Source organism: Acidobacteriota bacterium, from assembly GCA_016195325.1.
Lineage (GTDB): Bacteria > Acidobacteriota > Polarisedimenticolia > JACPZX01 > JACPZX01 > JACPZX01.
In genome coordinates this window covers 41,602-65,493 of record JACPZX010000003.1, presented here as the reverse complement: position 1 = coordinate 65,493, position 23,892 = coordinate 41,602, and the positions used below count along the sequence as shown (strand labels likewise).

General features: G+C 69.4%; 30 protein-coding genes. 5 read left to right on the top strand and 25 right to left on the bottom strand.

What is annotated here, in order from left to right; translation table 11 throughout:
* Window positions 1–4: 4 nt before the first annotated feature.
* From HY049_00610 to HY049_00495, 24 genes are all read right to left on the bottom strand, one after another.
* A complete protein-coding gene (locus HY049_00610) occupies window positions 5–955 on the bottom strand; it encodes an NmrA/HSCARG family protein (protein MBI3447410.1) in 951 nt (316 codons plus the stop codon).
* Window positions 956–995: 40 nt separating this feature from the next.
* Entirely contained in the window at window positions 996–1,319 is a 324-nt protein-coding gene (locus tag HY049_00605; GenBank protein ID MBI3447409.1) for an antibiotic biosynthesis monooxygenase, read from the bottom strand.
* Between the two features lie 77 nt (window positions 1,320–1,396).
* The gene (locus tag HY049_00600; protein ID MBI3447408.1) at window positions 1,397–2,683 is read right to left on the bottom strand and encodes an amino acid permease; all 1,287 of its coding nucleotides are present in this window, start codon (window positions 2,681–2,683) and stop codon (window positions 1,397–1,399) included.
* Window positions 2,680–3,024 (bottom strand): DMT family protein, encoded by a 345-nt coding sequence (locus tag HY049_00595; GenBank protein ID MBI3447407.1) that lies wholly within the window; start codon window positions 3,022–3,024, stop codon window positions 2,680–2,682. Before HY049_00595 ends, HY049_00600 begins: the two co-directional genes overlap by 4 nt.
* A gap of 10 nt (window positions 3,025–3,034) precedes the next feature.
* The gene (locus HY049_00590; GenBank protein MBI3447406.1) at window positions 3,035–3,802 is read right to left on the bottom strand and encodes a 4-hydroxy-tetrahydrodipicolinate reductase; all 768 of its coding nucleotides are present in this window, start codon (window positions 3,800–3,802) and stop codon (window positions 3,035–3,037) included.
* 4 nt (window positions 3,803–3,806) lie between these two features.
* A complete protein-coding gene (locus HY049_00585) occupies window positions 3,807–4,448 on the bottom strand; it encodes a DUF1211 domain-containing protein (GenBank protein ID MBI3447405.1) in 642 nt (213 codons plus the stop codon).
* A gap of 23 nt (window positions 4,449–4,471) precedes the next feature.
* Entirely contained in the window at window positions 4,472–4,927 is a 456-nt protein-coding gene (locus HY049_00580) for a nuclear transport factor 2 family protein (GenBank protein MBI3447404.1), read from the bottom strand.
* A 176-nt stretch (window positions 4,928–5,103) separates the two neighbouring features.
* Window positions 5,104–6,186: an alpha/beta fold hydrolase gene (locus HY049_00575; protein ID MBI3447403.1), complete on the bottom strand. Its 1,083-nt coding sequence runs from the start codon at window positions 6,184–6,186 to the stop codon at window positions 5,104–5,106.
* A complete protein-coding gene (locus HY049_00570; GenBank protein MBI3447402.1) occupies window positions 6,186–6,641 on the bottom strand; it encodes a DoxX family protein in 456 nt (151 codons plus the stop codon). The genes HY049_00575 and HY049_00570 overlap by 1 nt, the downstream gene beginning before the upstream one ends.
* A complete protein-coding gene (locus tag HY049_00565; GenBank protein MBI3447401.1) occupies window positions 6,638–7,153 on the bottom strand; it encodes a helix-turn-helix domain-containing protein in 516 nt (171 codons plus the stop codon). Before HY049_00565 ends, HY049_00570 begins: the two co-directional genes overlap by 4 nt.
* Window positions 7,150–7,452, bottom strand: a complete 303-nt coding sequence (locus HY049_00560) for a DUF4258 domain-containing protein (GenBank protein ID MBI3447400.1) — start codon at window positions 7,450–7,452, stop codon at window positions 7,150–7,152. The genes HY049_00565 and HY049_00560 overlap by 4 nt, the downstream gene beginning before the upstream one ends.
* Before the next feature lie 186 nt (window positions 7,453–7,638).
* The gene (locus HY049_00555; protein MBI3447399.1) at window positions 7,639–8,691 is read right to left on the bottom strand and encodes a bifunctional transcriptional activator/DNA repair protein Ada; all 1,053 of its coding nucleotides are present in this window, start codon (window positions 8,689–8,691) and stop codon (window positions 7,639–7,641) included.
* A 49-nt stretch (window positions 8,692–8,740) separates the two neighbouring features.
* A complete protein-coding gene (locus HY049_00550) occupies window positions 8,741–9,595 on the bottom strand; it encodes a hypothetical protein (protein ID MBI3447398.1) in 855 nt (284 codons plus the stop codon).
* Entirely contained in the window at window positions 9,595–9,966 is a 372-nt protein-coding gene (locus tag HY049_00545; protein ID MBI3447397.1) for a VOC family protein, read from the bottom strand. Before HY049_00545 ends, HY049_00550 begins: the two co-directional genes overlap by 1 nt.
* 11 nt (window positions 9,967–9,977) lie before the next feature.
* Entirely contained in the window at window positions 9,978–10,397 is a 420-nt protein-coding gene (locus HY049_00540; protein MBI3447396.1) for a VOC family protein, read from the bottom strand.
* Window positions 10,369–11,097 carry a hypothetical protein gene (locus HY049_00535; GenBank protein ID MBI3447395.1) on the bottom strand — a complete coding sequence of 243 codons (729 nt, stop codon included), beginning with the start codon at window positions 11,095–11,097 and terminating at the stop codon, window positions 10,369–10,371. The genes HY049_00540 and HY049_00535 overlap by 29 nt, the downstream gene beginning before the upstream one ends.
* The gene (locus HY049_00530) at window positions 11,094–12,515 is read right to left on the bottom strand and encodes an aminotransferase class I/II-fold pyridoxal phosphate-dependent enzyme (GenBank protein MBI3447394.1); all 1,422 of its coding nucleotides are present in this window, start codon (window positions 12,513–12,515) and stop codon (window positions 11,094–11,096) included. Before HY049_00530 ends, HY049_00535 begins: the two co-directional genes overlap by 4 nt.
* 55 nt (window positions 12,516–12,570) lie before the next feature.
* Window positions 12,571–13,131, bottom strand: a complete 561-nt coding sequence (locus HY049_00525) for a GNAT family N-acetyltransferase (GenBank protein ID MBI3447393.1) — start codon at window positions 13,129–13,131, stop codon at window positions 12,571–12,573.
* Window positions 13,132–13,135: 4 nt separating this feature from the next.
* Window positions 13,136–13,474, bottom strand: coding sequence for a hypothetical protein (locus HY049_00520; GenBank protein ID MBI3447392.1), 339 nt, complete (start codon window positions 13,472–13,474; stop codon window positions 13,136–13,138).
* Window positions 13,475–13,544: 70 nt separating this feature from the next.
* Window positions 13,545–15,185, bottom strand: a complete 1,641-nt coding sequence (locus HY049_00515) for an alkaline phosphatase family protein (GenBank protein ID MBI3447391.1) — start codon at window positions 15,183–15,185, stop codon at window positions 13,545–13,547.
* A gap of 25 nt (window positions 15,186–15,210) precedes the next feature.
* Window positions 15,211–15,612, bottom strand: a complete 402-nt coding sequence (locus HY049_00510; protein MBI3447390.1) for a GFA family protein — start codon at window positions 15,610–15,612, stop codon at window positions 15,211–15,213.
* On the bottom strand, window positions 15,609–16,310 hold the full coding sequence (locus tag HY049_00505) for an HAD family hydrolase (protein ID MBI3447389.1): 702 nt from the start codon (window positions 16,308–16,310) through the stop codon (window positions 15,609–15,611). Before HY049_00505 ends, HY049_00510 begins: the two co-directional genes overlap by 4 nt.
* Complete coding sequence (locus tag HY049_00500) at window positions 16,307–16,519, bottom strand: hypothetical protein (GenBank protein MBI3447388.1); 213 nt, start codon at window positions 16,517–16,519, stop codon at window positions 16,307–16,309. Before HY049_00500 ends, HY049_00505 begins: the two co-directional genes overlap by 4 nt.
* 33 nt (window positions 16,520–16,552) lie before the next feature.
* Window positions 16,553–18,958, bottom strand: a complete 2,406-nt coding sequence (locus HY049_00495; protein ID MBI3447387.1) for an ABC transporter permease — start codon at window positions 18,956–18,958, stop codon at window positions 16,553–16,555.
* Between the two features lie 145 nt (window positions 18,959–19,103).
* Between HY049_00495 and sucC the strand changes: the two genes are divergently transcribed.
* From sucC to HY049_00470, 5 genes are read left to right on the top strand one after another with little or no spacing between them, the layout of a single operon-like run.
* Window positions 19,104–20,273 (top strand): ADP-forming succinate--CoA ligase subunit beta, encoded by a 1,170-nt coding sequence (gene sucC, locus HY049_00490; GenBank protein MBI3447386.1) that lies wholly within the window; start codon window positions 19,104–19,106, stop codon window positions 20,271–20,273.
* The gene (gene sucD / locus HY049_00485; GenBank protein ID MBI3447385.1) at window positions 20,270–21,148 is read left to right on the top strand and encodes a succinate--CoA ligase subunit alpha; all 879 of its coding nucleotides are present in this window, start codon (window positions 20,270–20,272) and stop codon (window positions 21,146–21,148) included. Before sucC ends, sucD begins: the two co-directional genes overlap by 4 nt.
* A 34-nt stretch (window positions 21,149–21,182) precedes the next feature.
* The gene (gene ndk, locus HY049_00480; GenBank protein MBI3447384.1) at window positions 21,183–21,602 is read left to right on the top strand and encodes a nucleoside-diphosphate kinase; all 420 of its coding nucleotides are present in this window, start codon (window positions 21,183–21,185) and stop codon (window positions 21,600–21,602) included.
* Between the two features lie 13 nt (window positions 21,603–21,615).
* On the top strand, window positions 21,616–22,662 hold the full coding sequence (locus tag HY049_00475; protein ID MBI3447383.1) for a PD40 domain-containing protein: 1,047 nt from the start codon (window positions 21,616–21,618) through the stop codon (window positions 22,660–22,662).
* A 21-nt stretch (window positions 22,663–22,683) separates the two neighbouring features.
* The gene (locus HY049_00470; protein MBI3447382.1) at window positions 22,684–23,139 is read left to right on the top strand and encodes a VOC family protein; all 456 of its coding nucleotides are present in this window, start codon (window positions 22,684–22,686) and stop codon (window positions 23,137–23,139) included.
* On the opposite strand, the gene HY049_00465 is transcribed toward HY049_00470, so the two are convergent.
* Window positions 23,069–23,875, bottom strand: a complete 807-nt coding sequence (locus HY049_00465) for a CPBP family intramembrane metalloprotease (protein MBI3447381.1) — start codon at window positions 23,873–23,875, stop codon at window positions 23,069–23,071. The two genes, HY049_00470 and HY049_00465, sit on opposite strands and share 71 nt — an antisense overlap.
* Window positions 23,876–23,892: the final 17 nt, after the last annotated feature.

The window sequence follows — 23,892 nt, the reverse complement described above, 5'->3', positions numbered from 1 at the left end:
GCAGCTACTCGAGCGGTATCCGCTTCGCGTTCGCGGCGAGCCACGCGTCGAAGGTCTGGAGCGCGGGGTTCAGAGAGCGGGAGAACTCGAGGCTTCTCGCCCCGCAGAACTCGGTCTCGAACTCGGCGTTGAATTGGAACATGTTGCCGAGGTCGTCGGCCCCGGGGAACCCGAACTTGCGGAACGCCTCCGCCGGGATGGCGTTGTAGCCGACCTCGCGGCCGAGCGCCTTCGTGAGCGACGTGGCCATCTGCGATCCGGTGAGGTGCTCGCCGGCGACGCCGACGGCCCTGCCGATGAGCTCCGGCCCCTTCCTGAATATCCCGTAGGCGCAGCGGCCGATGTCCTCGGCGGCCATCCCCGGGAGCTTCCGGTCGGACATCGGCATCGTGATCGCGAGGCGGCCGTCCGGCCCCTTCTTCGGCCCCATCCCGAAGTGGATGAGGTTGTCCCAGTAGAACGACGTGCGGTACAGCGTCGTCGGCACGCGCAGCTCGACGAAGGTCGAGTCGACCTCTCCCTTCGCGTCGAAGTGCGGCACCTTGTAGCGGCCCATGAGCGTCGGCATGCGACCGTCGCTCAGCGGGATGAACTTCCGGGTGTCCTCGAGCGTCGACCAGATGGCGTGCTGCACGCCGGTGTGCTTCGCGGCCTTCGCCATCGCGATCCCCTGGGAGAGCTCCTTCTCGGGGGAGAAGTGATCCCAGAAGAAGGTCACGCAGAAGACGCCGTACGCCCCCTCGAACGCCTTCTTCAGGCTCTCGATGTCGTCGACGCTCGCGGTGACGACCTCGGCCCCGAGCTTCGCGAGCGCCTTCGCCTTCTCCGTCGTCGCGTCGCGGGTGACGGCGCGCGCCGTGAACGCGCTGTTCTTGTCCGCGCAGATGGCGCGGACCAGGCCGCCGCCCTGCGCGCCCGTGGCTCCGACGACGGCGATGATCTTCTTGCTCGACATGGGACTCTCCTCCTGGCGCGCCCCGGCGCAACCCGCCGCCCTATCCGGCTGCGGGAAAATCGGGGTGAACGAGTGATGTGTAGTGCGCCGACCTCTCGTCGAAGCGCGCGAGGAGTCGGCGAGCGGGCGGTGGAACGACAGCGGCCTCGACGTCGGCCCCCGCGAAGTCGCGCACCGCGTCCATGGAATCAAAGAACGTCACGGTGACGAACTCGACCTCGTCGCCCGCGTCGCGGCGCATCAGGTGGGCGCCGCGGTATCCGTCCACGCGGCGGATCCCCGGGAGGACTTCGGATCGCAGAAGCTGCTCGTAGGCGCCTGCGTTCTCGCTCGTCGTCCAACCGTGCCACACGCGCGCGATCATCGTTCACGACCTCCGGGAATCCCCGCCCGAGATGTAAGTGGGTTGAGCCGGCATCTTAGTGCGTTCCGGACGAGGTTTCAGCCCCGGGAGGCCCGCAGGCCGGGGGCCAGGCCGTACAGGATCGCCGCCGCGAGGAGCGTGGCGGAGATCGCGAGGATCTCGGCCGGCGTCGTCGTGAAGAGGACGCCGGCGAGCGCGGCGATGGCGGCGGCGGGGACGGCGTCGCGGAGCGTCCCCCGGAGAGGGCTCCGCGCGACCCCCGCGCGCCGGTCGAGGCGGATCGAGGCGGCGCTGCACGAAATGTACAGGAAGATCGTGGCGACGCTCGAGAGGATGATCAGCGTCTCGAAGGTCCCCGAGAGCGCGAGGAGGCACGCGATGATCGCGTGGGACGTGACGGCGACGTGCGGGACGCGCGTCCCCGGGTGCACCGCGCCGAGCGCCCGCGGAAGCATCCCCGCGCGCCCGAAGGCGAAGAGGACGCGCGACGATCCGAGCAGGTCGCTCGCGAGCCATCCCCCCATCGAGACGATCGCCGCGCCGACGATGAAGCTCCGGCCGGAGCCGGAGACCCGCCCGAGGGCGTCGGCGAGAGGGGCCGAGGACGCCGCGAGGTCGGGGCCGAGGATCCCCTGCGCCACGATCTGGATCGCGAGGTAGACGAGGACGATCGCGGGGATCGCGATTCCCAGCGCGCGGGGGATCGTCACGGCGGGATCCCGCACCTCGCCGCTGGCGCCGAGGGCGATCTCCATCCCGGAGAGGGCGAAGATGGCGAGGATGACGCCGCGCCCGACGGAGGAGATCGCCGGAGCGGCGCCCCACGCGAGGTTCGCGGGGTCGACGAGCGAGGCGCCGAGGAGGACGAAGACCGCGAGCGCACCGAGCTTCAGCGCCGCCGCCACCGTCGCGACGCGCGACCCCGCCCGAACCCCCTTCAGGTTGATGGCTGCGAAGAGGGCGTAGAGCAGAACGATGACCGCGCCGCGCGCCAGAGGGCGAGCGAGCGCAGGGAAGGGGAGGGCCGCGATGTCGAGGAGACCGGCCGAGATCCCCGCGCTCGACAGGATGTTCGAGAGCCACAGCACGATGCCGGTCAGGTAGCCGGTGAAGGGGCCGAAGGCGGCGTCGGCGTACGCGTAGCAGCCGCCGCTCTGCGCCACGAGCTTCCCGGCGCGGGCGAAGGAGATCGTGACGCACGCCATGATCCCCGCCGCGGCGAGGTACGCGACGGGGGCCGCGCTCCCGAGGTCGCGCGCGAGCGCGGACGGAAGGGTGAAGATGCCGGCTGCGATGACGCTGTTGACGATCCCCGCCGCGAGCCCGATCGGCCCGACGACCCGGAGGAGCCCTTCGTCCTTCACGAACGGAACATGAAGTAGACGGCCCCCATCAGACACATCCCGGCCCAGAGGAAGTCGAGCTTGAGCGGCTGCTTCATGTAGAGAATCGCGAACGGCACGAAGACGGCGAGCGTGATCACCTCCTGGAGGATCTTGAGCTGAGCCAGCGAGAGATCGGCGTAGCCGATCCGGTTCGCCGGCACCTGGAGGAGGTACTCGAAGAAGGCGATCCCCCAGCTCGCCGCGACCGCGATGAGCCACGGCTTCGCCCGGAGGTTCCGGAGGTGCGCGTACCAGGCGAACGTCATGAAGACGTTGGAGCAGACGAGAAGGAACGCGGTCGTCAGGGTCGTCGTCTTCATCGAATGCCTCTCAGAGGAGCCGGTCCAGCCCTCGGACCAGTCCGGTGACTTCGAAGACCTTGCGGATCGCCAGGATCGTCCCGCCGATGTACGGGCCGGCGCCCGGGCCGCCATCGTACTGAATCGTGAGCCGCTCGTCGGGCTTCCCGAACCGGATCTCGAGGCCGATGGTGTGGCCGGGCAGCCGGAGCGAGTGGACGCGCGAGCCGTCGATCGAGGCGCCCCGCGCCTCCCGGTCCCCAAGTGTTCCGTCGATCGGCACCCCGGGGTCGGGCGCGTGGATCTCGGAGAGGCGCCACGCCAGCTCCCGGGCCATGCCGCTCGGCGCGTCGACCTTCCCGGCCCCGGCCGAGTCGACGATCTCCCAGGAGGCGAAGTGCCTCGCCGCCTCGACGGCGAAACGCTGGAGGAGCGCCGCCGAAATCGCGAAATTCCCCACGGCCACGACGCCGACGCCGCGGAGGCGCGCGAGCTTGTCGATCTCCGCGAGCTCTGCGGTCGTGAGGCCCGAGCTGCCGATGACGACGCGGCGCCCGGCGTCGATCGCCGCGAGCGCGTGCTCCCGCACGCTGCCGGCCCCCGTGTACTCGACGAGGACGTCGAACGGGGTCGCCATCGCCTCGGCGATCGTCCCGCTGACGACGACGCCCCCCTCGTGCGATCCGGCCGCGCGCCGGGCGACGGCGGCGACGAGCCGCACGTCCTCCGTCTCCGCGATCGCGGCGGCGAGCGGTCTCCCGATCCATCCGGTGATCCCGGCGAGGCAGACGCGGATCATCGAGTCACCCGGCGCGCGCCGCACGCACGGTTGGAGCACCGTCCTGAGCGTGATAGCAGAGCCGGGTCCAGAGGATCCAGAGCGACCCGCAGAGGAGGAGCCCGAGCGTCGCGCTCCACAGCGAGAGGACCGTCGCGAGGGCGTAGACGACGGGGCCCGCGCGATAGGCGCTACGGACGCGATCGATCGCCTCGTCGGCAACTTCCTCGCGCACGAGGCGCCGCCTGATCGTCACCGAGAGGAAAAGAGCCAGGAAGGCGAAGCTCACGGCGAGGAATGTCCCGCAGTAGAAGGCGACCGCGGTGTTTCCAGCCTCGGTCCCGAGGTGCCGCGCGACGACGGCGGTCGGAAAAGGAACGAAGGTCACCATGAGCAGGACGAGCCCGTTCGAGAAGAGGAACGGGTAGTCGACGGCGCGCACCCAGCGCATGAACTCGTGGTGGTTGATCCACATCACGAGGATCACGAAGAAGCTGAAGGCGAAGGCGAGGAACGACGGCCACAGGTGGGCGAGCGCCGCCCACAGGCTTCGATTCCCCGCTCCCTCCGCCAGCTCTGGGACGCGGATCTCGAGGATCAGGAGCGTGATGGCGATGGCGAAGACGCCGTCACTGAACGCCTCGACGCGGCCGGTCTCTCTCTCCAATGTCTCCTCGCGGGCGGGGCCGCCTAAGGGGTGATCGCCGTGCCCTGGAACGAGACGGCCTGCCAGGCCCCCGCGCGCCGGACCCAAACCTTGGTGAACCGCAGGTCGTCGTTCATGGTCCTGTCGCCCATCGTTCGGGTGCGCGCCAGCCGCCCCGTCACCACGGCGGCGTCGCCGTAGACGCGTGTCAGCGTCTCCGTCGTCTCGTAGCGCGAGAGCTTCATGTGCCCGGCCTTGAAGACGCTGAGAGCCCCGGTCTTGTCGATGGGGGCCATCCCCGGCACGAGGATGACGATGTCGTCCGCGAGGAGCCGGCTCAGCGTCTCGTAGTCCCCCGCGAGGTGCGCCTGGTTCCACGCCTCCTCGAGCTTCGCGATCTCGTTCCGCGCCGCGCTCTCGTCGGCCGCAGATGGCGAGGTCGCCGCCGCGAGGGAGAGAACTCCGAGGATCAAGGGAACGATGTCTAATCGGCTGGTCATGTTGTCGATCCTCCTGAAGCGCGGAAATCTACCACGCGCCGTGCGCGCTCACGCCCGAAGCGTCCCCCACATCGCGTACACCCCCAGCGAGAAGATGAGACCGCCCCAGGTGCGGTTCAGGATCTGCATCGCGCGGGCGTCGACGAACGCGCTGAAGAAGGACGCGCCGAGCGCCATCAGCGCGGCTCCGACTCCCGCAGCAACTCCGCGAGGTGGTCCTTCCAGATCGCCGCCCACGTGTGCGTGCCGTGGCCGTGCGTGGCCTCGGACGCGGGGATGAGCACGAACGTCCCGCGCTTCACCCGTGTCACCTCACGTTCGGCGATCCCGAGCTCCGGCGGGTTGATGAAGTCGTCGGCCGAGTTCACCCACATCAGGGGAACGGCGATGCGCTCCAGCGCGAGGGACGAATCGTACTCGCGAGAGGCGTCGACCTGGTAGAGAAGGTCGTTCGCGTCGAGGGTGCTTACCCGCTCGGCGAAGGTCTTCGCGAGATACGCGTCGGCCGCGTCGCGCGTCGGCAGCTCCTTTTGCAGCGGAAGGGGGGCGGCGCCGGCGAGGATCAGGAAATCGACCGCCGTCCGAAGGCCGGCCCCGGGTTGCGCGGTGTAATCGCCGCCAGCGTAGCCCGGGTCCTCGCGGATCGCGTCCATCGTCATCTTCCGCCAGAGGCGGTTCCTCCCGGCGATGGGGACGGGGAGGCACGCGAGGGGCATCAGCGCCTCCATTGCGTCGGGAAAAGTCTCCCCCCACATGAAGGCGTGCATGCACCCCATCGACGTCCCCATCACGAGGCGCAGGCGCGGCGCGCCAAACCGCTCGACGGCGAGACGGTGCTGCGCCTCGATCATGTCGGTGTACGTGTAGTGAGGGAAGCGCGCGTGCAGGCCGTCGCTCGGCTTGCTCGAGCCGCCGTGTCCGATGCCGTCGGGGAGGATGATGAAGTGCGTCGCCGGATCGAGGAGGCCGCCGCTCGCGAAGAGGACGTCGGCGAACTGCGGCCGCAGGAACTGCCTCCCGGAGCCGCCGGTGCCGTGGAGGATCAGCACGGCGTTCGTGACGTGGCCCGCCTTGTCGCGCGCGGGCTCGCCCAGCGTCAGGTAGTGGATCTTCAGCTCCGGGAGCGTCTCCCCCGACGCGAAGTGGAAGTCACGGAGGATGAAGTCCCCTTCCTTCTGATGGCGATCCGGATCGGCGGCGGCCGCGGGCGTCGCCATCGCGAGAGCGGCCGCCAGGACCGCGAGGAACCATCGTCTCATCACGGTCCGTCCTTTCCCGGCGCCCTCCGGCGCGCGAGCCAGCCGTCGACGGAGAATCGATCGTCCGCGCGCGGCATCACGAGGACGAAGAGCATCAGCGCCGCGCGGGGGATGACGTGCGTGTGGAACTCGTAGAGGGGCTCGGCGAGAAGGTGGCCGAAGGTCACGGTGACGAGGACGAAGCCCAGGGCCACCAGCGCGTCGCGCGTCCGCCACCCGAGGAGGACGAGGGCGCCGGCGACGAGCTCGACGAAGGGGATGGTCACGCCCACGGCCCAGAGGGACCACATCGGGAGGATCGACCCGGCGTACGGCCCGACGAACCACTTGATCGCGTGCTGCACGGGGCCGAGGTTGAAGACCTTCCAGAGGCCGGCCATGAAGAAGATGAGGCCGAGGATGCCGCGCGCGAAAAAGATCGCCCAGGCCCGGTTTGTGGTGTCGGTTGATTTCAAGCGGCCGACCGCCAGTGCCCTTCCTCGCCGATGAGAAACGTCGGATTCCTGGACTTGGGAATGGATCTCTTGCTGCGAAGACTATCCGCCATTTTCATCAGCTCCTGGTGCACGTTCTCCCGGTCGGCCTTCGTCGCGGAGATGAACCGGGCGAGTTTGTCAGCCGTCGTTCCGAGCTGACGGATCTTGCCATTCTCGATCCGGGACAAGTGTTCCGGACTGACGCCCAGGAGCGAGGCGAACTGGCGGGCCGGGAATCCGGCGTTCGTTCGAAGGAATCGCAGCTCGCGCCCAGAGAGCCGGGATCGTTTGCGGGTCAGCTCCTGCGCGATGAGTCCCTGCAATTCCATGATGCGCGGAATGACGGGCGACCGGCTGCCGCACTTGGCGCACGAGTAGACCGTGATTCCAACCAGGAAAACGTTGTCGAGGCCGCTGATCCGGTAATGATACGGAGACCGCCTCGTCGTCCGACGAGCGATGAGCACTCCGCCGCACCGATCACATTTCATGACCGATCTCCCTCGTCAACCTCTCGCTTCCGTGGCCGGCACCTGTAGAGCGTGATGATCACGAGTCGTCGTCGCTGCTCCTCGAACGTGATGATGCACGCGAGATGCTGCTCGTCCGACGTGCGGCCCTCGATTCTGTATCTCCATTCTCCGTTCTCGAATCGGCGCGACTGGACGAATCCGCCCCGAATGACCTCGTCGATTTGGTCCGGCGAAACGCGGAGTCGTGCGATTCTTGCGGTCGCATGCGGATCGCTGAATCGAACATTGATCGGCCAGAGCGCTCTGGCTCGTTCCATGACGATTCGATCATCCTCGGGGCCTGCGACCGGTTCGGACTCTGCCAGGGCGACTCTCCGTGGCAGGGCGACTTGATATTACCTCAAGTCCCGGGGGTGTCAAGAGGCTCAGCGCGTGGAGGCGCTTTCAGATGCCGGCCGCCTCGAGCGCGCCGGGGCGACTCTCGAGGGCGATCGTCAGATCCTTCATCGATGGGCGCCCGATCGCTCCAGGTCCAGCAGGAACTGCTTGCGCCGCAGCCCGCCGCCGTAGCCGCCGAGCTTGCCGTCCTTGCCGATGACGCGGTGGCAGGGGATGACGATGCCGATGCGGTTCAGCCCGTTCGCGTGGCCGACGGCGCGGGCGGCCGAGGGGCGCCCGATGGCGACGGCGAGATCCTCGTACGACCGCGTGGCGCCGTACGGAATGCGGAGAAGCTCGTCCCAGACGCGCTTCTGGAACTCGCTTCCGGGGAAGACGAGCGGCACGGTGAAGCGCCGCAGCGTTCCCGCGAAGTAGTCGGTCAGCTCGGCGCGCAGCTTCACGAGGTGCGGGTTCGATCCCGGGGCGACGTGCCCGCCGAAGAGGCGGCCCACCGTCCTGAGCTGCGCCTCGAGCATGCGCCGATCGCTGAACTCGAGAAGGCAGATCCCCTCCGAGGTCGCCCCCGCGACGAGCGGGCCCAGCGGCGTTCGAATCCACGAGAGGAGCACGCACGCCGCGTTCCGGCTGCGGCCCGGGGCGGCGCCGAACTTCCTGATGAACGCCTCGCGGAAGCCGCTGTGCGACTCGAATCCGCTCGAGAAGACGGCGTGATCGAGCGATTTCCCCTCGCGGATCTGCGCCAGCGCCCCCGCGAGCCGCCGCGCTCTCGCGAACCCCTGGAAGCTCACGCCGTAGTGCCGCTTGAAGTACCGGCGCGCGGTGGCCGGATCGATCCCCCGCGCGCGGAGAGTGCGGTCGGTGATGCGCGCCGACGGGTCGGCCTCGATCTCCTTCATGAGGGCCGCGACCCACTCCGGCTGGTCGTCGATGGCCAGGGGCCGGCACCGCTTGCACGGGCGGTAACCGGCCGCCATCGCCGCGCGCGCCGTCGGGAAGTACTCGACATTCTGCGGAAGCGGAGTGCGAGCCGGGCAGGTCGGGCGGCAGAAGATTCCCGTGGTCTTCACCGCGGTGAAGAAGATGCCGTTGTACGCCGGGTCGCGCGTGATGCGCGCGCGCTCCAGCTCTCGCGTGGGGAGCGTCGTCTCGTTCATGCCGGAATCCTACGCGGGGCCCGGCCGGAGCTCCACCGGAAAATCGACGTCAATGTGAAGTTCCGGGGACGCCCTGCCGTGCGGGAGGCGACGCCGAGACCTCCTTCATGAAGAGAGATCCGCTCCACCCTGATTTCGCGGCGGCTGCGGCGTCGAGGGCGAATCGCGGGAGATCCCCGGTGGCGCCGCGGGCGAGGGCCTTCTTCGGGCCGCACTCCTCTGCTTTCGCCGTGATGCAGATCCACGCCGTCCCCGAGGCGACCGACGTGTTGAGCCCGATCGTCTCGCGCTTCGCGGCGAGTCGGGCGGCGAAGGGGATGTAGGACGCCGCGTGATCCCAGGGGAAGCCCTTCTGGACGCGCGAGTGGACGTCGCCGCAGAGGACCAGCGTCTGCGCCGGCTTCACCGACTCGATGGCGGCGTCGATCGCCTGAGACATCTCGAGGTCGCGCTCGTCCTGCCCGAGGTCGCCCGGCGGATCCATCGCGCGGACCTCGATCGCGAGGCCGGCGGCCTTGAAGCGGCGGAGATCGCCGAGGAGGCGGTGCATCGCCTCGCTGCTGCGCCCGTCCTGGAACTCGCGGTTCCAGAACTTCTGCTCGAGCAGCTTCCCGGTCGCCGCCTCGGCGCCGTCGCTCCCGAGGAAGGCGTCGACCGCCTCCTGGGCCTCCGCCGGGATCTCGAGCCCGACCAGAATCGTCTTTCCCGGGCGGGCGGCTGCCGTGGCGCAGACGAGGCGCGCGAAGGTCTCTGGGATCTCGCGCGTGCCGTGCGTCTCGCCCAGGACGACGACGGGCGCAGTAAGGACCTCTGTACCCGCGATGGGGGCGCCGCAGTCGGGCCCGGCCGCAGGCGCCATCGACATCGCCCCCATCGCGACGGCCGCGAGAAGGTGCGCGCGCATCACTTCCCCTGCGGGAGGTGGCAGACCGCCTCGATGTTGTTGCCGTCCGGGTCGAAGACGAAGGCGCCGTAGTAGTTCGGGTGGTACATCGTCCGCACGCCGGGGGCGCCGTTGTCCGTCCCCCCTGTGGTCATCGCGACCCGGTAGAACTCGTCCACGAGAGATCGCTTCGCGCAGGAGATCGCGACGTGGACCTTCGTGTGGAACGGCTCGCGGCGCGCGAGCCAGAGATCGGGCTTTCCGCCGATGCCGAGGCCCACGAACCCGGGAAAGACCGCGACGACCTCGTAGCCGAGCGGCGCCAGCGCCTTCTCGTAGAACAACCGGCTCTTCTCGATGTCTTTCACGTTCAGCACGACGTGGTCGAGCATGCTCCCTCCTCTCACTTTCCCTTCGGCGGCTGCCACAGCTCGATGCGGTTGCCCTCGGGATCCATCACCCAGCCGAAACGGCCGAACTCGGACTCGTCGATCCGCGGATCGACGGCGCATCCTTCCTCCCGGAGCGCGGCGAGAACTCGATCCAGGTCGGCGACGCGGTAGTTGACCATGAACGGCGCGGTGCTGGGATCGAAGTACTTCGTCGTGGCGGGGAAGAGGCTCCAGGCCGTCGAGCCCTTCCGCTTCGGGTCCGCCGCGTCGCGCCACGGGAAGCTCGTCCCGCCCCACGCCTCGATCGCGAGGCCGAGATGTTCGCGGTACCAGGCGCCGAGGCGCTCGGGGTCCTTCGCCTTGAAGAAGACGCCCCCGATCCCGGTGACGCGCGGAGCCACCCTAGCGGAGGTCGATTTCGGTCTCGGCATGGAGCCCTCCCTTGTCGTCCTTCGTGACGTGCGTGATGACGAACCCCTCCCGGCGCGACGCCTCCTTCATCGCATCGGTCATGCGCGGGTCGTCGTCGAATCGGATCTCCGTGATCGTGGGCGCGCCGCCCCCGGGAGGCGTGATCTCGACGTGGATGTGGGCCGGCAGATCCGATTTCGGGTATCCCTGGGGGTGAATCGTGCGCAGCTCGAAGGCGCCGCGCTCGTCGGTCTTCAGGTACCCGAAGAGGCGCGCGTGCTTCTGGTCGCCCGAGTTCGCCGCGTAGTGCGGCGCGCGATCCGAGTACCACCCCTTCGCGCTCGTCTGGTAGACGTAGACGAGCGCGTCCTTGACCGGGCTTCCGCTCGCGCTCTCGACCGTGGCGATCACGGTGAGCGTCTCACCAGGTTCGTCGGGGACGACGATCGTCAGCTTCCCGGGCTTCGCGTGGTCCTTGATCGCCTGCCGGAAGCGCGGGTACTCGTGAGCGGGCATGTAATGGGGATCGGCCAGGAACTGTTCGGGGACCATGGTCGCCCCGAGAAGCGCCGCCGCCTTGTCGATGAGGCCGCGCATCGCGGGGGACTCGTCGCCGGGCGGGTCCGTCATGTTCGACTCGGCCGCGACCGCCATGCCCACGACGACGGCAAGGCCCACGACGAAGGCCGCGGCCAGCCACGCCATGCGATGTCTCATCATCTCACCTCCCCGGCCGCGACCGCGCACTCGCGCTTCATCTCTTCGAAGAGCCCGTCCATGTGCTCCGTCCGCGTGCGGAAGTTGACGGGACAGATCCGGAACCACGTGCGCCCCTTGAGAACCGTCGTCGAGATCCAGAAACGTCCTCCCTCCTCGATGCGGCGCGCGACCGTCGCGTGCACGCGCGCGAGCGCCGGCTCGTCGAGCCCCTCGGGGCGATAGCGGACGCAGACCGCCGACATCACGGGCCGCGTCGCGGGCTCGAAGTCGGGATCCGCCGCCGCGAGATCGTGGAGGCGCCGCGCGTGATCGACGTTCGCGTCGACCCACGCGCCGATCGCCCTGGCGCCGTGGCGCTTGAGCCCCATCCACACCTTGAGGCCGCGGAACCTCCGCGACTGCTCGAGGCCGTGCACGTAGTAGTTGTAGCGCTCGTCGGTCCGGTCCATCGTGTCGGTCAGGTACGCGGGCTGCATGCCGAACGACTTCGTGAGCCGCGACTCGTCCTTCACGAGGATCGCCCCCGCGTCGAGCGGCGCGAAGAACCACTTGTGCGGGTCCACCGTCACCGAGTCGGCGAGGTGGAGGCCGTCGAGGACTCCCGCGTGCCTCGACGAGAGGAGCATCCCGCCGCCGTAGGCGGCGTCGACGTGCAGCCACGCGCGCTCGCGGTCGGCGAGAGCCCGCAGCGCCGGCAGGGGATCCACCGCGCCGGTGTTCGTGCTCCCTCCCATCGCCACGATCACCATCGGCCTCATCCCCCGCTTCCGATCGGCGGCGATCGCCTGCTCCAGGAGATCGAGGCGGATGCGAAAGCTCTCGTCGGTGGGGATGATGCGGAGGTTGTCGCGGCCGATCCCGACCGCGTCGGCCGCCTTGTCCACCGACACGTGGCGCTCCTCGGAGGTGTACGCCGCCCATCCCGGGGCGATCCCCTTGTGCTGAGCCTCGTCGCCCGTCGCCCAGTCGCGCCCGAGCTTCATCCCGATGAGGTTGGCGGTCATCCCGCCGCTCGTCAGGTTGCCGCCGGCCCGGCCGTCGTATCCGGCGAGATCGGTCAGCCACCTCACCGTCCGCCGCTCGAGCGCCGTCGCCGACGGACCGATCGACCAGGCGCCGACGTTCTGGTTGAGCGCCGAGGCGATCAAGTCGCCGAGGATCCCCGCGGGAAGCGGCGTCGGCGTGATCAGGCCGAAGTAGCCGGGATGGTTCACGTGCGCGCAGTAGGGGAGGAGCTTCGACTCCAGCTCGCCGATCAGATCGGCGAGCGGCGTCGGCCCCTGGGGAAGGGGCTCGTCGAAGAGGGCGTGGAGCGCCCGCGGCTCGATCTTCGTGAAGAGGGGGGCGCCTTCGATCTCCTGGAGGAGATCGGCCATCCGATCGACGACGCGGTGCCCCGCGTCGCGGAACTCGCGCATGTCCATGAGGGCTCCAGATGATGAGCCCGTAGAGTGCACGGCCCCTCGCGGGGAATCAAGCCCCTCGCGTCCCCTTCACCCGCGAGTAGCAGGAGCTGTCCTGCGCCACGTCGCCGAGGTTCGGGTAGACCGCCCACTTCCTCAGGATCCCCTCGCGCTTCATGCCGAGACGCTCCATGACGCGGGCCGACGCGGTGTTCCGCACGTGGCAGGTGGCCCAGACGCGCTGGATCTCCGGCCGGGCCAGCGCCCACGCGACGATCGGCTTCATCGCCTCGGCCATCAGCCGCCGTCCCCAGTACGGCCGCGCGAGCGCGTACGCCAGCTCGACGGCGTGTCCCTGGACTCGAATCATGCACATGCCGGCGAGGCGCCCCGACCTCCTCTCGAGGAGGGCCCACGTGAACGGGCCATCCGTCTCCCAGCCTGCCCGGCAGCGGCGCACGAAGTCGATCGTCTCTCTGACGTGCCGGTGCGGGCGGAAGAGGAGGTAGCGGGTCACCTCGGGGTCCTGCGCGTACGCCGCGAAGACCTCGCGCGCGTCGGCGCGGCGCGGCGGGCGCAGCGTCAGCCGCCTCGTCGTCCACCGCGCGGGCGGGCGGGGCCGGGCGGTCACGCGATCACGGGATCGGGCACGCCGGGAAAGCGAAGCTGTTCGTGATCCTCGTCGCGTGCAGCAGCGGGAGGGAGCACGAGGTGGTGTCGAGCGCTCCGCGGAGCGAGACGTTCTGATTCTCGTACCGCGTCACCTCGCGCCCGTTGTCGAAGACGACGTACGCCTCCGCCGGGAAGCCGGGACACGGATGCCGGAGGAGATGCGTCGCGGCCGGGCAGGAGAGATCGGAGGTCAGGATCCCGAAGGGATACTGGACCTGCGACATGTCCATCGAAGCCCCCCGGGGCTGGGTGAGCGCGGCGATGCAGAGCAGTGCGGCGATCGCGGGCATGCGGTTCGTCATGGCGGCACCTCTCGGGGCGGGTGCGCGGGGATGGAGGAATCGTATCGCGCCACCGGGTATTCCGGCAAGCTCAGTTCGCCGAAAACGCTCCGGGAAGCGCCGATCCCTCCGCGGTTTTTCCGGGGGCCACTCCGGCCGCCCGCGCCAGGGTGGGAGCGACGTCCACCGTGTGCACGGCGCTCGCGTCGCGACCGGCCGCCACCGTCGCGCCCCAGAGGATGATGGGGACGTGCGTGTCGTAGCCATACGGCGATCCGTGCTCGGCGGTGAGCATGCTGGTCGCGACGAGGCAGCTCTCGCAGTAGAGGACGCTGAAGTCCTCGCTCCGCGCCGGCTGGTCGCTGCGGCGGAACTTGTCGAGGTACGGGCGGTCCGGCGCCTTCGCGCTCTCGAGCTCGTCGCGGAAGAAGACGTCCACGACGCCGTCGATCGCCATGAGCCCCTCGCGCAGCCGCCGCTCGATCTCGGGAAGGGACGCCCCAGCCTTCGCCGCCGCCGCGGCGTCGAGGAAGCCGCCGCTTCCCCAGTCGTCCATCCAGAAGAGCGCGGCGTCGGCCTTGAAGTCGGCGCGCAGCTTGAGATCGAGGGCGGCGACCCCCGGCTTGATCGCCTCGCCGTACTTGATGCGCCTCGCGGCGCCGTGACGGATCTCGGCGGTGAACTCGGGGTTCGGCATCACGGCGTGATCGGCGCTCAGCGCGACGATCAGATTCTCACGGCCGACCTCCTTCTCGAGCGTCGCGAGGAACTCGCCGAGGGATCGGTCGAGGCGCAGGAGATTGTCGTGCGCCTCGTGGCTGTCGGGGCCGTACGTGTGGCCGATGTAGTCGGTGGCCGAGAGGGCGATCGTCAGGAGATCGGTCCCGCCGCGCTTTCCGAGCTTCTCCTCGCGCACCGCCCGGCTCGCGAAGTCGAGGAGGAGAGTATCCCAGTAGGGGCTCGTCATCTGCTGCTTTGCCTTGAGCTTCGGGTCGAAGGCGTGCGGGAAGGTTCGCGCCGCCCCGCCGTTCGCCTCGGCGTGGAAATCGTCGGGGCCGTCCGCGGCGTACGCGCTCTCGGGGAGGAGCTTCGTCCACGCGTCGGGGGTGTGATGCCCCGTGAAGTCGGCGGCGTTCCACTCCTTCGCCCACGCGGGGAGCCGGGTGGGGAAGTAATAGGTCGAGGAGACCATGTGCCCCGTCGCGCCGTCGTACCAGAAGACCTCGTCCGGGTGCTTTCCGGCGAGGAGGATCGCGCTCCGGTCCTTCCCTCCCACCGAGATCACCTTCGTCCCCCGACGCGCCTGCTTGAGCCAGTCGCCGAGGCCGTCGACGAGAAGATTCCTCGGCGAGACGGCGCCCCCCTCCCCTTCGACCGGCTTCGCGTCGGCGTCGCCGACGCAGTAGACGGGTTTCCGCGTCTCGCGATCAATCCACTCGTTCCCGATGATGCCGCTCGTGGCGGGGTACGCGCCAGTGCCGAGCGTCGCGTGCCCGGGCCCCGTCGCGCTCATGGCGTAGCCGAGATCGGCATGGGTGTAGACGCGCCCCTCGGCGGAGATCCTCTTGATCCCGCCGTCGAGCTGCGGGGCCACCCGATCGAGGAGGTCGGGGACGAGCTGGTCGACCGAGATGAGGACCAGCAGCGTCGGGTGCGCGGGCTCCTTCGCGGCCGCGGTGGAGAATGTGGCGAGCAGGCAGAGCGCGGTGGCGAGAGCGTGTCGTCGGGTCATCGTCTCCTCCCGGGGAACGCGCAGTTTAGCCGTCCGTGCGCTTGACGGGGTACTGCGGGATGTCGTCGCCGAGGTGAATCCACGGGAGGAGGCGCCGGCACCAGATGTGATCCTGCGGCTCGAAGGTCTCGGGGTTGTCGAAGCTGCACGTCGTCACGTCGATCGTCTTCCAGCCGCCGGTCCTCTGGTACGTGAGAGGCGTGCCGCACGCGCCGCAGAACGTCCGCGTGATTCCGGGGCGGCTCTCGAAGCTCGCCGGCTTCCCCTTCGTCCATTCGAATCGATCCGACGGGAACTCCGACCACGTGATGAAGGCCGCCCCGCTCGTCCCCCGGCAGTGCATGCAGTGGCAGTGCGTGACGACGAGGGGGTCGCCCTCGGTCCGGTAACGGATCGCCTTGCAGAAGCAGCCGCCTTCGCGCGTCATGGGCTCACCTCGCTCGAAAGGTGTTCGAGGAATTCCCCCCATCCCGAAATCCGCAGATGGGGGACGCGGCCGCCCGGCGGGGGAGGCGCCGCGGAGATCCAGATCGGCGACATCCCGCAGGCCGAGGACCCGACGATGTCCTTCTCCCACGAGTCGCCCGCGAACCAGACACCGGAGGGGGCCTCGCGCAGCCGATCGAGCGCCTTCCTGAAGATCCTCGCGTCCGGCTTTCGCGCGCCGGCGTCGGCGCTCGAGAGGACGAAGCGGAAGTGCGCGGCGAGGCGGTGGCGCTGCAGCTCGTGCTCGAGGACGCGCGAGGAGAAGACCGCGTTGCTCACGACCGCCATCGGGATGCCGAGGGCGCGGATGGAATCGAGCGCCGCGGCGACGCCGGGCATCGGCGTCATCGACGTGGTCGCGCGCCAGAGCGCCAGCTCGAGATCGGCCAGCTCGCTCCCCGTCGCCCCCGGAGCCAGCCGGCGCATCCAGTCGGCGATCGTGAAGTCGGGGACGTTCGTCTGGTGGACCCGGTCGCACTCGCGGGCGAAGCTCTCGCAGAGGACCTCCGGGTCACGCGGGACCACGCCGCCGAGGTTCTTCAACTCCTGAGCGAGGGCTTCCGCCCCCGCGCGGTAGTCGTCGGTCCCTTCGTCCAGGATCGTCCCCCCGAGATCGAGCAGGATCGCCCGCGGCTTCATGGGGCGTGCAGGACCTCGTAGTGCGTCACGAAGGGCTCTTTCTCGAGGAGAAGGAAGTGCGTGACCTCCCCCTCCTCGCGCCGGAAGAAAAAAACGCCGCGGTTCCCGGGGGTCTTCGAGTAGTCGGGGAGAGCCTGCCGCATCAAGAACTCAGAGTACGCGCCCCCCTTCGCGCGGGGGACGCGCCCGTGCCACGTGCGGGCGATCATGGGGACCTCCGTCGAGTGGCCCCATCATGACCCCTACTCCGATCGGAGCGCAATCACGGGATCGACGCGCGCGGCGCGCCAGGCGGGGACGAAGGCGGCGGCGAGGCCGACGGCGGCGAGGATCGCGGCGACGGTCGCGAAGGTCAGAGGGTCGTTCACCGAAGTGGCGAAGAGAAGCCCGGCGAGGAGCCGCGCGACGGCGAGCGCCCCCGCCGCGCCGAGGGCGAGGCCGGCGAACGTGAGGACGGCGCCGCGCCGCATGACCAGGGCGAGGATGTGGCCACGGGTGGCGCCGAGGGCGGAGCGGATGCCGATCTCCCGCGTTCTCTCGCTCACGCTCGCGGCGAGGGCGCCATAGATCCCCGCGGCCGCGAGGGCCAGGGCGACGGCGGCGAAGACCTCGAAGAGCTCGAGGGCGAAGCGCCGGCGCGCCGTGGCGGTGTCGTAGAGCTGATCCATCGTGGCGATCGCGGCGATGGGCTGGTCCTTGTCCACGCTCCAGACGGCCTGCCGCACCGACGCCGTCAGATCCGCGGCGGCGGCGCGGGTCCTCACGACGAGGACCATGCTCGAGTCCCCCCACTGGGGCTGCGGGAGGTAGATCTGATTCGTCGGATCGGCGTCGAGGCCGGTGTGCTTCACGTCCCCCACGATCCCGACGATGGTGCGCCACGGGCCGTTCGGGTCGCCGAGCCGGACGCGCTTGCCGATCGGATCCTCTCCCGGCCAGGTGCGGCGGGAGAAGGTGTCGTTGATCAGGATGACGGGAGGGGCGCCGGCGCGATCGTCGTCGGTGATGCCGCGGCCGCGGAGGACGGGGATCCCCATCGTCTTGAGATACCCGGCGCTCGCCGCGTAGCGATCGGCCGAGGGACCGAGCTCGGGGTTCGCGAGGGGCTTCTCCTCGATCTGGATCCCGTACCTGTCGAAGTTGCCTCCGAGCGGGAGCTGGCTCACCCACGCGGCCGACTCGACCCCCGGAAGCCGCCCGACCGCCTCTCCGGCCCGGGCGAAGAAGGCGAGCGTGGGCTCGTCCTTCTCGTACCGGGCGCCCGAGGTGCTGACCTCCATCGAGAGGATCCCCTTCGGGTCGAACCCCGGGTCGACGGCGAGGAGGCGGTCGACGCTCCGGAGGAGGAGGCCGGCGCCGACGAGGAGGATCAGCGCGAGGGCGATCTCGGCCACGACGAGCGCTCCTCGCAGCGCGTGCGAGCGCGGCGACGAGGAACGCGGGCCCTGCCTGAGCGCTCCCTGGAGGTCGCGGCGCGCGGTGACGATCGCCGGCGCGAGGCCGGCGAGGAGGCCCGTGATCAGCGAGAGCCCGAGCGCGAAGGCGAGGACCGGCCCGTCGATGCGGATGTCGCCCGCGCGGAGGAGGCCCGCCGGGCTCAGGGCGCGGAGCGCCCGGATCCCCCAAGCCGCGAGGGCGATCCCCGCCCCCCCGCCCGCGAGCGAGAGAAGCGCGGTCTCGGTGAGGAGCTGCCGCACGACGCGCCATCGGCCGGCGCCGAGGGCGGCGCGCACGGCGAACTCGCTCTCGCGACGGACGGCGCGGCCGAGGAGGAGGCTCGCGACGTTCGCGCAGGCGATGAGGACCACGAAGCCGACGCCGCCGAGGAGGGCGAACAGCGCGGGGCGGATAGAGCGCGTGAGGCGCTCGCCGAGCGGCGTCACGATCACGCCGGGAGCGGCGTAATCCTGAGGGTGCGCCCGGACGATGTCCGCCGAGATGTGGTTCAGCTCCTGGTCGGCCTCGGCGAGTGTGACCCCCTCGCGCAGGCGCCCGAAGGCGCGAAGGTGCCGGCACGTGCGGCAGGCCCAGGGGAGGCTCTCGTTGTACCCGAGCGGCGCCCATGCCTCCACCGCCGGCTTGATGAAGTTCTGGAAGTCCTCGGGCATCACGCCGACGAGAGTGTAGGGATGCTCGTTCAGCGCGATCGTCTTCCCGATGAGCGAGGCATCGCCGCCGAACCGGCGCTTCCACAGGCCGTGGCTCAGGATGACGGAGTAGTGGCTCCCCCTGACGTCGTCGGCGGCCATGAAGTCGCGGCCGAGCGCCGGGTGCACCCCCAGCGTGCGAAAGTACCCGGACGTGACGCGCTGCGCCTCGAGCCTCTCCGGCTCACCCACGCCTGTCAGGGAGGGCTGCCACTCCGAGGCGACTGTCACGGAGGCGAGCGTCCGGCTCTCGCGCTCGAGGTCCTTGAAGGTCGCGAATCCGACGTTGCTCTCGCCGTCGGGGGACGCTTCCCCGATCGCGACGACGGCGTCGGCGCGGGGATACGGAAGGGGCTTCCAGAGGACGGCGTTCGCGACGCTGAAGATCGCGGTGCTCGCGCCGATGCCGAGGGCCAGGGTGACGACGGCCAGCGCCGTGAAGCCGGGCGCTCCAACCATCGAGCGGAGCGCGTAGCGGAGATCCTGCATCAACGTGGACATGGGTGAGCCTCCCGACATTTAGACGCATGCGGGGGCGGCAGGGTTTGGATCGGGCGATAATTTTGACTCCCGCCGGGGCGCCTCCTTATACTACGGCCTCTTTCCATTCCCGCAAGGATTCGCCCGCGCTGGAGGTGTCCGCTCGATGAAGATCCACGAGTTTCAGGCGAAGGCGATCTTCGCCAGGTTCGGCGTGCCGGTGCCGCACGGCGAGGTCGCGGCGTCGGCGAACGACGCGCGCGACATCGCGAAGCGCCTTTCCGGGCGCGTCGTCGTGAAAGCCCAGATTCACGCCGGGGGGCGCGGCAAGGGTGGCGGGGTCAAGCTCGCCGCGAGCCCCGACGAGGCCGAGTCGATCGCGAAAACGATGCTCGGCATGACCCTCGTCACGCACCAGACGGGCCCTCTGGGGCGCGTCGTGAAGCGCGTCCTCGTCGAGGAGGCGGTCGAGATCCAGAAGGAGTACTACGTGAGCCTCGTCGTCGATCGCGCCGCGGCGAGGAACGTCATCATGGCCTCCACCGAAGGTGGGATGGACATCGAGGACGTCGCGGCGAAGACTCCGGACAAGATCCTGAAGGCATGGATCGATCCCGCCGCGGGCTTCCAGCCCTTCGTCGCGCGGAAGATCGCTTTCGGCCTGGGTCTGACCGGGCCGCTGGTCGGGAAGTTTGGCGCCCTCCTCGCCTCGCTCTACAAGGCCTTCGAGGGGACGGACGCGTCGCTCGCCGAGATCAACCCGCTCCTTCTCACGAAGGGAGGGGACTTCCTCGCGCTCGACGGGAAGATGACCTTCGACGACAACGCCCTCTACCGCCATCCCGACATCAAGGAGATGCGCGATCTCAACGAGGAGGATCCGCTCGAGGTCGAGGCCTCGAAGTTCTCGATCAACTACATCAAGCTCGACGGCACGGTCGGCTGCATGGTGAACGGGGCCGGCCTCGCCATGGCGACGATGGACATCATCAAGCTCGCCGGGGGCTCGCCCGCCAACTTCCTCGACGTCGGCGGGGGCGCCTCGGCGCAGCAGGTGGAGAACGCCTTCCGGATCATCCTCTCCGACAGGAACGTGAAGGCGGTCCTCATCAACATCTTCGGCGGCATCATGAGGTGCGACGTGGTCGCGCAAGGGGTCGTCGAGGCGGTGAAGAAGATCCATGTCGCGGTGCCGATCGTCGTGCGCCTCGAAGGGACGAACAGCAAGGAAGGCGGGAAGATTCTGAGGGAGTCGGGCCTCAACTTCACCGTCGCCGACGGGATGAAGGACGCGGCGGCCAAGGTCGTCGCCGCGACCTCGGGGAGGGCGGCATGAGCATCCTGGTCCACAGCGGAAGCCGCATCGTCGTCCAGGGGCTCACGGGTCAGGAGGGGGGCTTCCACGCGAAGCAGTGCGTCGCTTACGGCACGAAAGTCGTCGCCGGCGTGACCCCGGGCAAGGGGGGGCAGAAGGTGGACGAGATCCCCGTCTTCAACTCGGTCGCGGAGGCCCGCGAGAGGACCGGCGCCGACGTCTCGCTGATCTTCGTCCCCGCCTCGGCGGCGGCCGACGCCGTCCTCGAGGCGACCGACGCCGGCATGCCCCTCGTCGTCTGCATCACCGAGGGGATCCCCACGATGGACATGATCCGCGTGAACGCCTTCCTGAAGGGGAAGGCGACGCGCCTCATCGGCCCGAACTGCCCCGGGGTCATCTCCCCCGAGCAGTGCAAGGTGGGGATCATGCCCGGCTACATCCACAAGCGCGGGCCGGTCGGCGTCGTCTCGCGGAGCGGAACGCTGACCTACGAGGCGGTCTTCCAGCTCACGCAGCGCGGCATCGGCCAGAGCACCTGCATCGGCATCGGCGGCGACCCGATCATCGGCACGAACTTCATCGACGCCCTCACGCTTTTCGAGGCCGACCCGGAGACGAAGGCGATGCTCATGATCGGCGAGATCGGCGGCGCCGCCGAGGAAGAGGCGGCGGAGTTCATCCGGAAGAACGTGAAGAAGCCCGTCGTCGCCTTCATCGCCGGCCAGACGGCCCCTCCGGGAAAGAGGATGGGGCACGCCGGGGCGATCATCGCTGGCGGCAAGGGAACGGCGGCCGAGAAGGTCGCGGCGCTCAAGGCGGCCCGCATCGCGGTCGCGGAGAGCCCGGCGGCCCTCGGCGAGACGGTCGAGAGGGCGATGCGCGACGCGCACTGACGAGACGCACCGATCGAATCACGAAAGGGAGACCATGGTCCAGAGAACGCTCACCATCATCAAGCCCGACGGCGTCGAGCAGAAGTCCGTGGGCGCCATCATCGCCGTCTTCGAGAAGGAGGGGTTCCGGATCCTGGCGGCCCGGATGCTTCACATGTCGAAGGCCGAGGCCGAGGGGTTCTACGCGGTCCACAAGGGGAAGAAGTTCTTCGAGGACCTGACGAGGTTCATGTCCTCGGGGCCGTGCCTCCCGATGGTCCTCGAGCGCGAGGAGGCGATCCCGCGCCTGCGCGAGCTGATGGGGGCCACCGATCCGGCGAAGGCGGCCGACGGCACCATCCGCAAGAAGTTCGCCGCGAACGTGGAGAGGAACGTCATCCACGGCTCCGACTCCCCCGAGAGCGCGGCGGACGAGATGAGGTACTTCTTCCCGACCATCGAGACGGGGCGATAAAACGAAGAGAACGCTGCGGGCCGCCCTGGCCGCTACCTTATTAATAGCGCCGGGGCGGGCCCTCACCCCCCCCGACCACGACGCCTCCCGTCCCGCCTGGTCCCCGGACGGCAGGTCGATCGCGTACGTCCGGAGCACTCCGACGGGGGAGGAGATCTGGACGCTCGATCTCGCCGGCGCCTCGCCGCATCGCCGCGTCGCCGCCGAGGACCTCAAGCGGGCGGGGCTCGCGGCGCCGAGCTACGCGCTCGACGACATCGCCTGGTCACCGGCCGGCGATCGGCTCGCCTTCACGTGGCTCTCGGGCGAGGGATGGGGGCAGATCGCCGTGGTGGAGGGCGATGGCGCGATCACGCTCGTGCCGGCGCCGGTCGTCGAGGACCCGTGGATCGACGGGGCGAAGTTCAGCCTCCCGGCGTCGTCGTTCGTCTGGGACGCCTCGGGAGCCGAGGGGGCCTTCGTCGGTTGGGACGACGACTGCGGTTCGATCTACCGCGCGGTGGTCCCGGCCCCCGGGACGTGGCGCGGCTCCGCGGTGTCGTTTCGCGACGGCTGCCGCGCGCAGCTCCACGGTGCGCCGGGCGGCTGGCTCTTCACCGATCTCGACGAGAATCTCCTGCCGCGCGTCGCCGTCGTGAACGATGCGGGCGTCGAGATCGACGCCCTCGTTTTTCCGCAGGGCCCGACGCCGCGCGTGAGCTGGGGAAGCTCGCCAGGGGGAGCGAGGCCTCCGATCGCCGGATGGTGGGACGACGCCGATCGATCGGAGCGGATGCTCTTCGTCTGGGAGCCGGGGGCTTTGACCGAGTGGCTTCGCGAGCCGGGTGTCGGCGAGGGGGGAGCCATCGTGGCCCTCGATCACGGCCCCGTGCTCTTCCTCGATGGGCCGATCGGCCGGCACCGCCTCATGCAACTCGATGGACCCGGGGCGACGCCGCGCGAGATCATGAAGGCGCCGGTCAGCGACTTCCGGGTGTCGGCGAACGGGCGGAGCGTCGTCGCGGTCCGAGCCAGGGGAGTGTGGCGGATCGAGGTTTCCACCGCGCCGGAAATCCGGTAACGTTGTCCACAGGAGGTGAACATGGCCAGTCTGCCGCGTCCTGAAGGTCACCATTCCATCACGCCCGGATTCAGCGTCCCCCATGCCGCGAAGGTCGTCGAGTTCATGGAGAAGGCGTTCGGCGGCAAGGTCGTTGACCGATACGACGGCCCCGGCGGCACAGTGGCTCACTGCGAGGTGCTCCTGGGAGACTCGGTCGTGATGCTCGGCGAGACGATGCCGGGGGCCGATCCGATGCCGGCATCGCTTTCGTACTACGTCGCCGACGCCGCGGCCGTCGACGCGACGTACAAGCGCGCGCTCGCCGCCGGCGCCACCTCGTCCGCTCCGCCCGCGAACCAGTTCTACGGCTACCGCACCGCCTCGGTGAAGGACGTCGGAGGCAACAAGTGGACGATCTGCGCGGTCATCGAGCGGGTGTCGCAGGAAGAGATGCACCGCCGGATGGCGGCGATGATGAAGGGGAGCGCATCCTGACGCGCGAGATCAGGAAGGCGCTCCCGGCGGCGAGGATCACGCTGCAGAGGTAGCTCCCTTCGGGTCCCTGGGCTCCGCCGGTCAGGTACGCCGGCCCGATGGGGATCAGCTTGACGAGAAGCGCCGGCATCTTCACGTCCATCCCGGTGAGCGGCAGCTCGAACCCGATCGCGATCAGCCAGTTCCACGCCGAGTGCCACCCCATGACCGCCCAGATGTTGTCGGTCTTCAGCGCCCAGGCGCAGGTGAACGCCGAGAAAAGGAACGAGCTCAGTATCACGAGCCAGTGCTGGTGCGGGCTGTAATGCAGGAACGTGAAGATCCCGGATGTCAGCACGACGGCGAGGGGGACGTTGAGCTTGCGGGCGATCGCGGAGAGGAGCCAGCCGCGGAAGACGATCTCCTCGGCGCTGGACTGGAGGGCGAAGCACGGTAGAAGGAGTCCGATCTGGATCAGGGCGATCGGCGAGCCGAAAGCTCTCGCATAGCCGCCCGCCTCGAGACCCCCCGCCATCCAGATCGCCGCCACGACGGCGAAGGACATCGCGGCGCCGACGGCAAGGCCGCGCAGGAAGCTTTTCGCTCTCCCGTCGCCCGCCAGGCCGATCGTGGCGAAGGGGCGGCGTTCGATGAACCGGACCCACCCCAGCACGACGAGCCCCAGCGCCGAGAACGCGAGGACCAGGAAGGCGAAGAGCCCCGGCAGGCTGGTCGGGTCGCCGTTCGCGTCCACCAGGCCATAGTGCTCGAGGA

Bases quoted from the DNA above. Each gene is read 5' to 3' on its own strand.
- HY049_00610 (MBI3447410.1), bottom strand. From the start codon at position 955: ATGTCGAGCAAGAAGATCATCGCCGTCGTCGGAGCCACGGGCGCGCAG.
- HY049_00605 (MBI3447409.1), bottom strand. From the start codon at position 1,319: ATGATCGCGCGCGTGTGGCACGGTTGGACGACGAGCGAGAACGCAGGC.
- HY049_00595 (MBI3447407.1), bottom strand. From the start codon at position 3,024: ATGAAGACGACGACCCTGACGACCGCGTTCCTTCTCGTCTGCTCCAAC.
- HY049_00590 (MBI3447406.1), bottom strand. From the start codon at position 3,802: ATGATCCGCGTCTGCCTCGCCGGGATCACCGGATGGATCGGGAGACCG.
- HY049_00580 (MBI3447404.1), bottom strand. From the start codon at position 4,927: ATGACCAGCCGATTAGACATCGTTCCCTTGATCCTCGGAGTTCTCTCC.
- HY049_00575 (MBI3447403.1), bottom strand. From the start codon at position 6,186: ATGAGACGATGGTTCCTCGCGGTCCTGGCGGCCGCTCTCGCGATGGCG.
- HY049_00565 (MBI3447401.1), bottom strand. From the start codon at position 7,153: ATGAAATGTGATCGGTGCGGCGGAGTGCTCATCGCTCGTCGGACGACG.
- HY049_00560 (MBI3447400.1), bottom strand. From the start codon at position 7,452: ATGGAACGAGCCAGAGCGCTCTGGCCGATCAATGTTCGATTCAGCGAT.
- HY049_00555 (MBI3447399.1), bottom strand. From the start codon at position 8,691: ATGAACGAGACGACGCTCCCCACGCGAGAGCTGGAGCGCGCGCGCATC.
- HY049_00550 (MBI3447398.1), bottom strand. From the start codon at position 9,595: ATGCGCGCGCACCTTCTCGCGGCCGTCGCGATGGGGGCGATGTCGATG.
- HY049_00545 (MBI3447397.1), bottom strand. From the start codon at position 9,966: ATGCTCGACCACGTCGTGCTGAACGTGAAAGACATCGAGAAGAGCCGG.
- HY049_00540 (MBI3447396.1), bottom strand. From the start codon at position 10,397: ATGCCGAGACCGAAATCGACCTCCGCTAGGGTGGCTCCGCGCGTCACC.
- HY049_00535 (MBI3447395.1), bottom strand. From the start codon at position 11,097: ATGATGAGACATCGCATGGCGTGGCTGGCCGCGGCCTTCGTCGTGGGC.
- HY049_00530 (MBI3447394.1), bottom strand. From the start codon at position 12,515: ATGCGCGAGTTCCGCGACGCGGGGCACCGCGTCGTCGATCGGATGGCC.
- HY049_00520 (MBI3447392.1), bottom strand. From the start codon at position 13,474: ATGACGAACCGCATGCCCGCGATCGCCGCACTGCTCTGCATCGCCGCG.
- HY049_00515 (MBI3447391.1), bottom strand. From the start codon at position 15,185: ATGACCCGACGACACGCTCTCGCCACCGCGCTCTGCCTGCTCGCCACA.
- HY049_00510 (MBI3447390.1), bottom strand. From the start codon at position 15,612: ATGACGCGCGAAGGCGGCTGCTTCTGCAAGGCGATCCGTTACCGGACC.
- HY049_00505 (MBI3447389.1), bottom strand. From the start codon at position 16,310: ATGAAGCCGCGGGCGATCCTGCTCGATCTCGGGGGGACGATCCTGGAC.
- HY049_00500 (MBI3447388.1), bottom strand. From the start codon at position 16,519: ATGATCGCCCGCACGTGGCACGGGCGCGTCCCCCGCGCGAAGGGGGGC.
- HY049_00495 (MBI3447387.1), bottom strand. From the start codon at position 18,958: ATGTCCACGTTGATGCAGGATCTCCGCTACGCGCTCCGCTCGATGGTT.
- sucC (MBI3447386.1), top strand. From the start codon at position 19,104: ATGAAGATCCACGAGTTTCAGGCGAAGGCGATCTTCGCCAGGTTCGGC.
- sucD (MBI3447385.1), top strand. From the start codon at position 20,270: ATGAGCATCCTGGTCCACAGCGGAAGCCGCATCGTCGTCCAGGGGCTC.
- ndk (MBI3447384.1), top strand. From the start codon at position 21,183: ATGGTCCAGAGAACGCTCACCATCATCAAGCCCGACGGCGTCGAGCAG.
- HY049_00470 (MBI3447382.1), top strand. From the start codon at position 22,684: ATGGCCAGTCTGCCGCGTCCTGAAGGTCACCATTCCATCACGCCCGGA.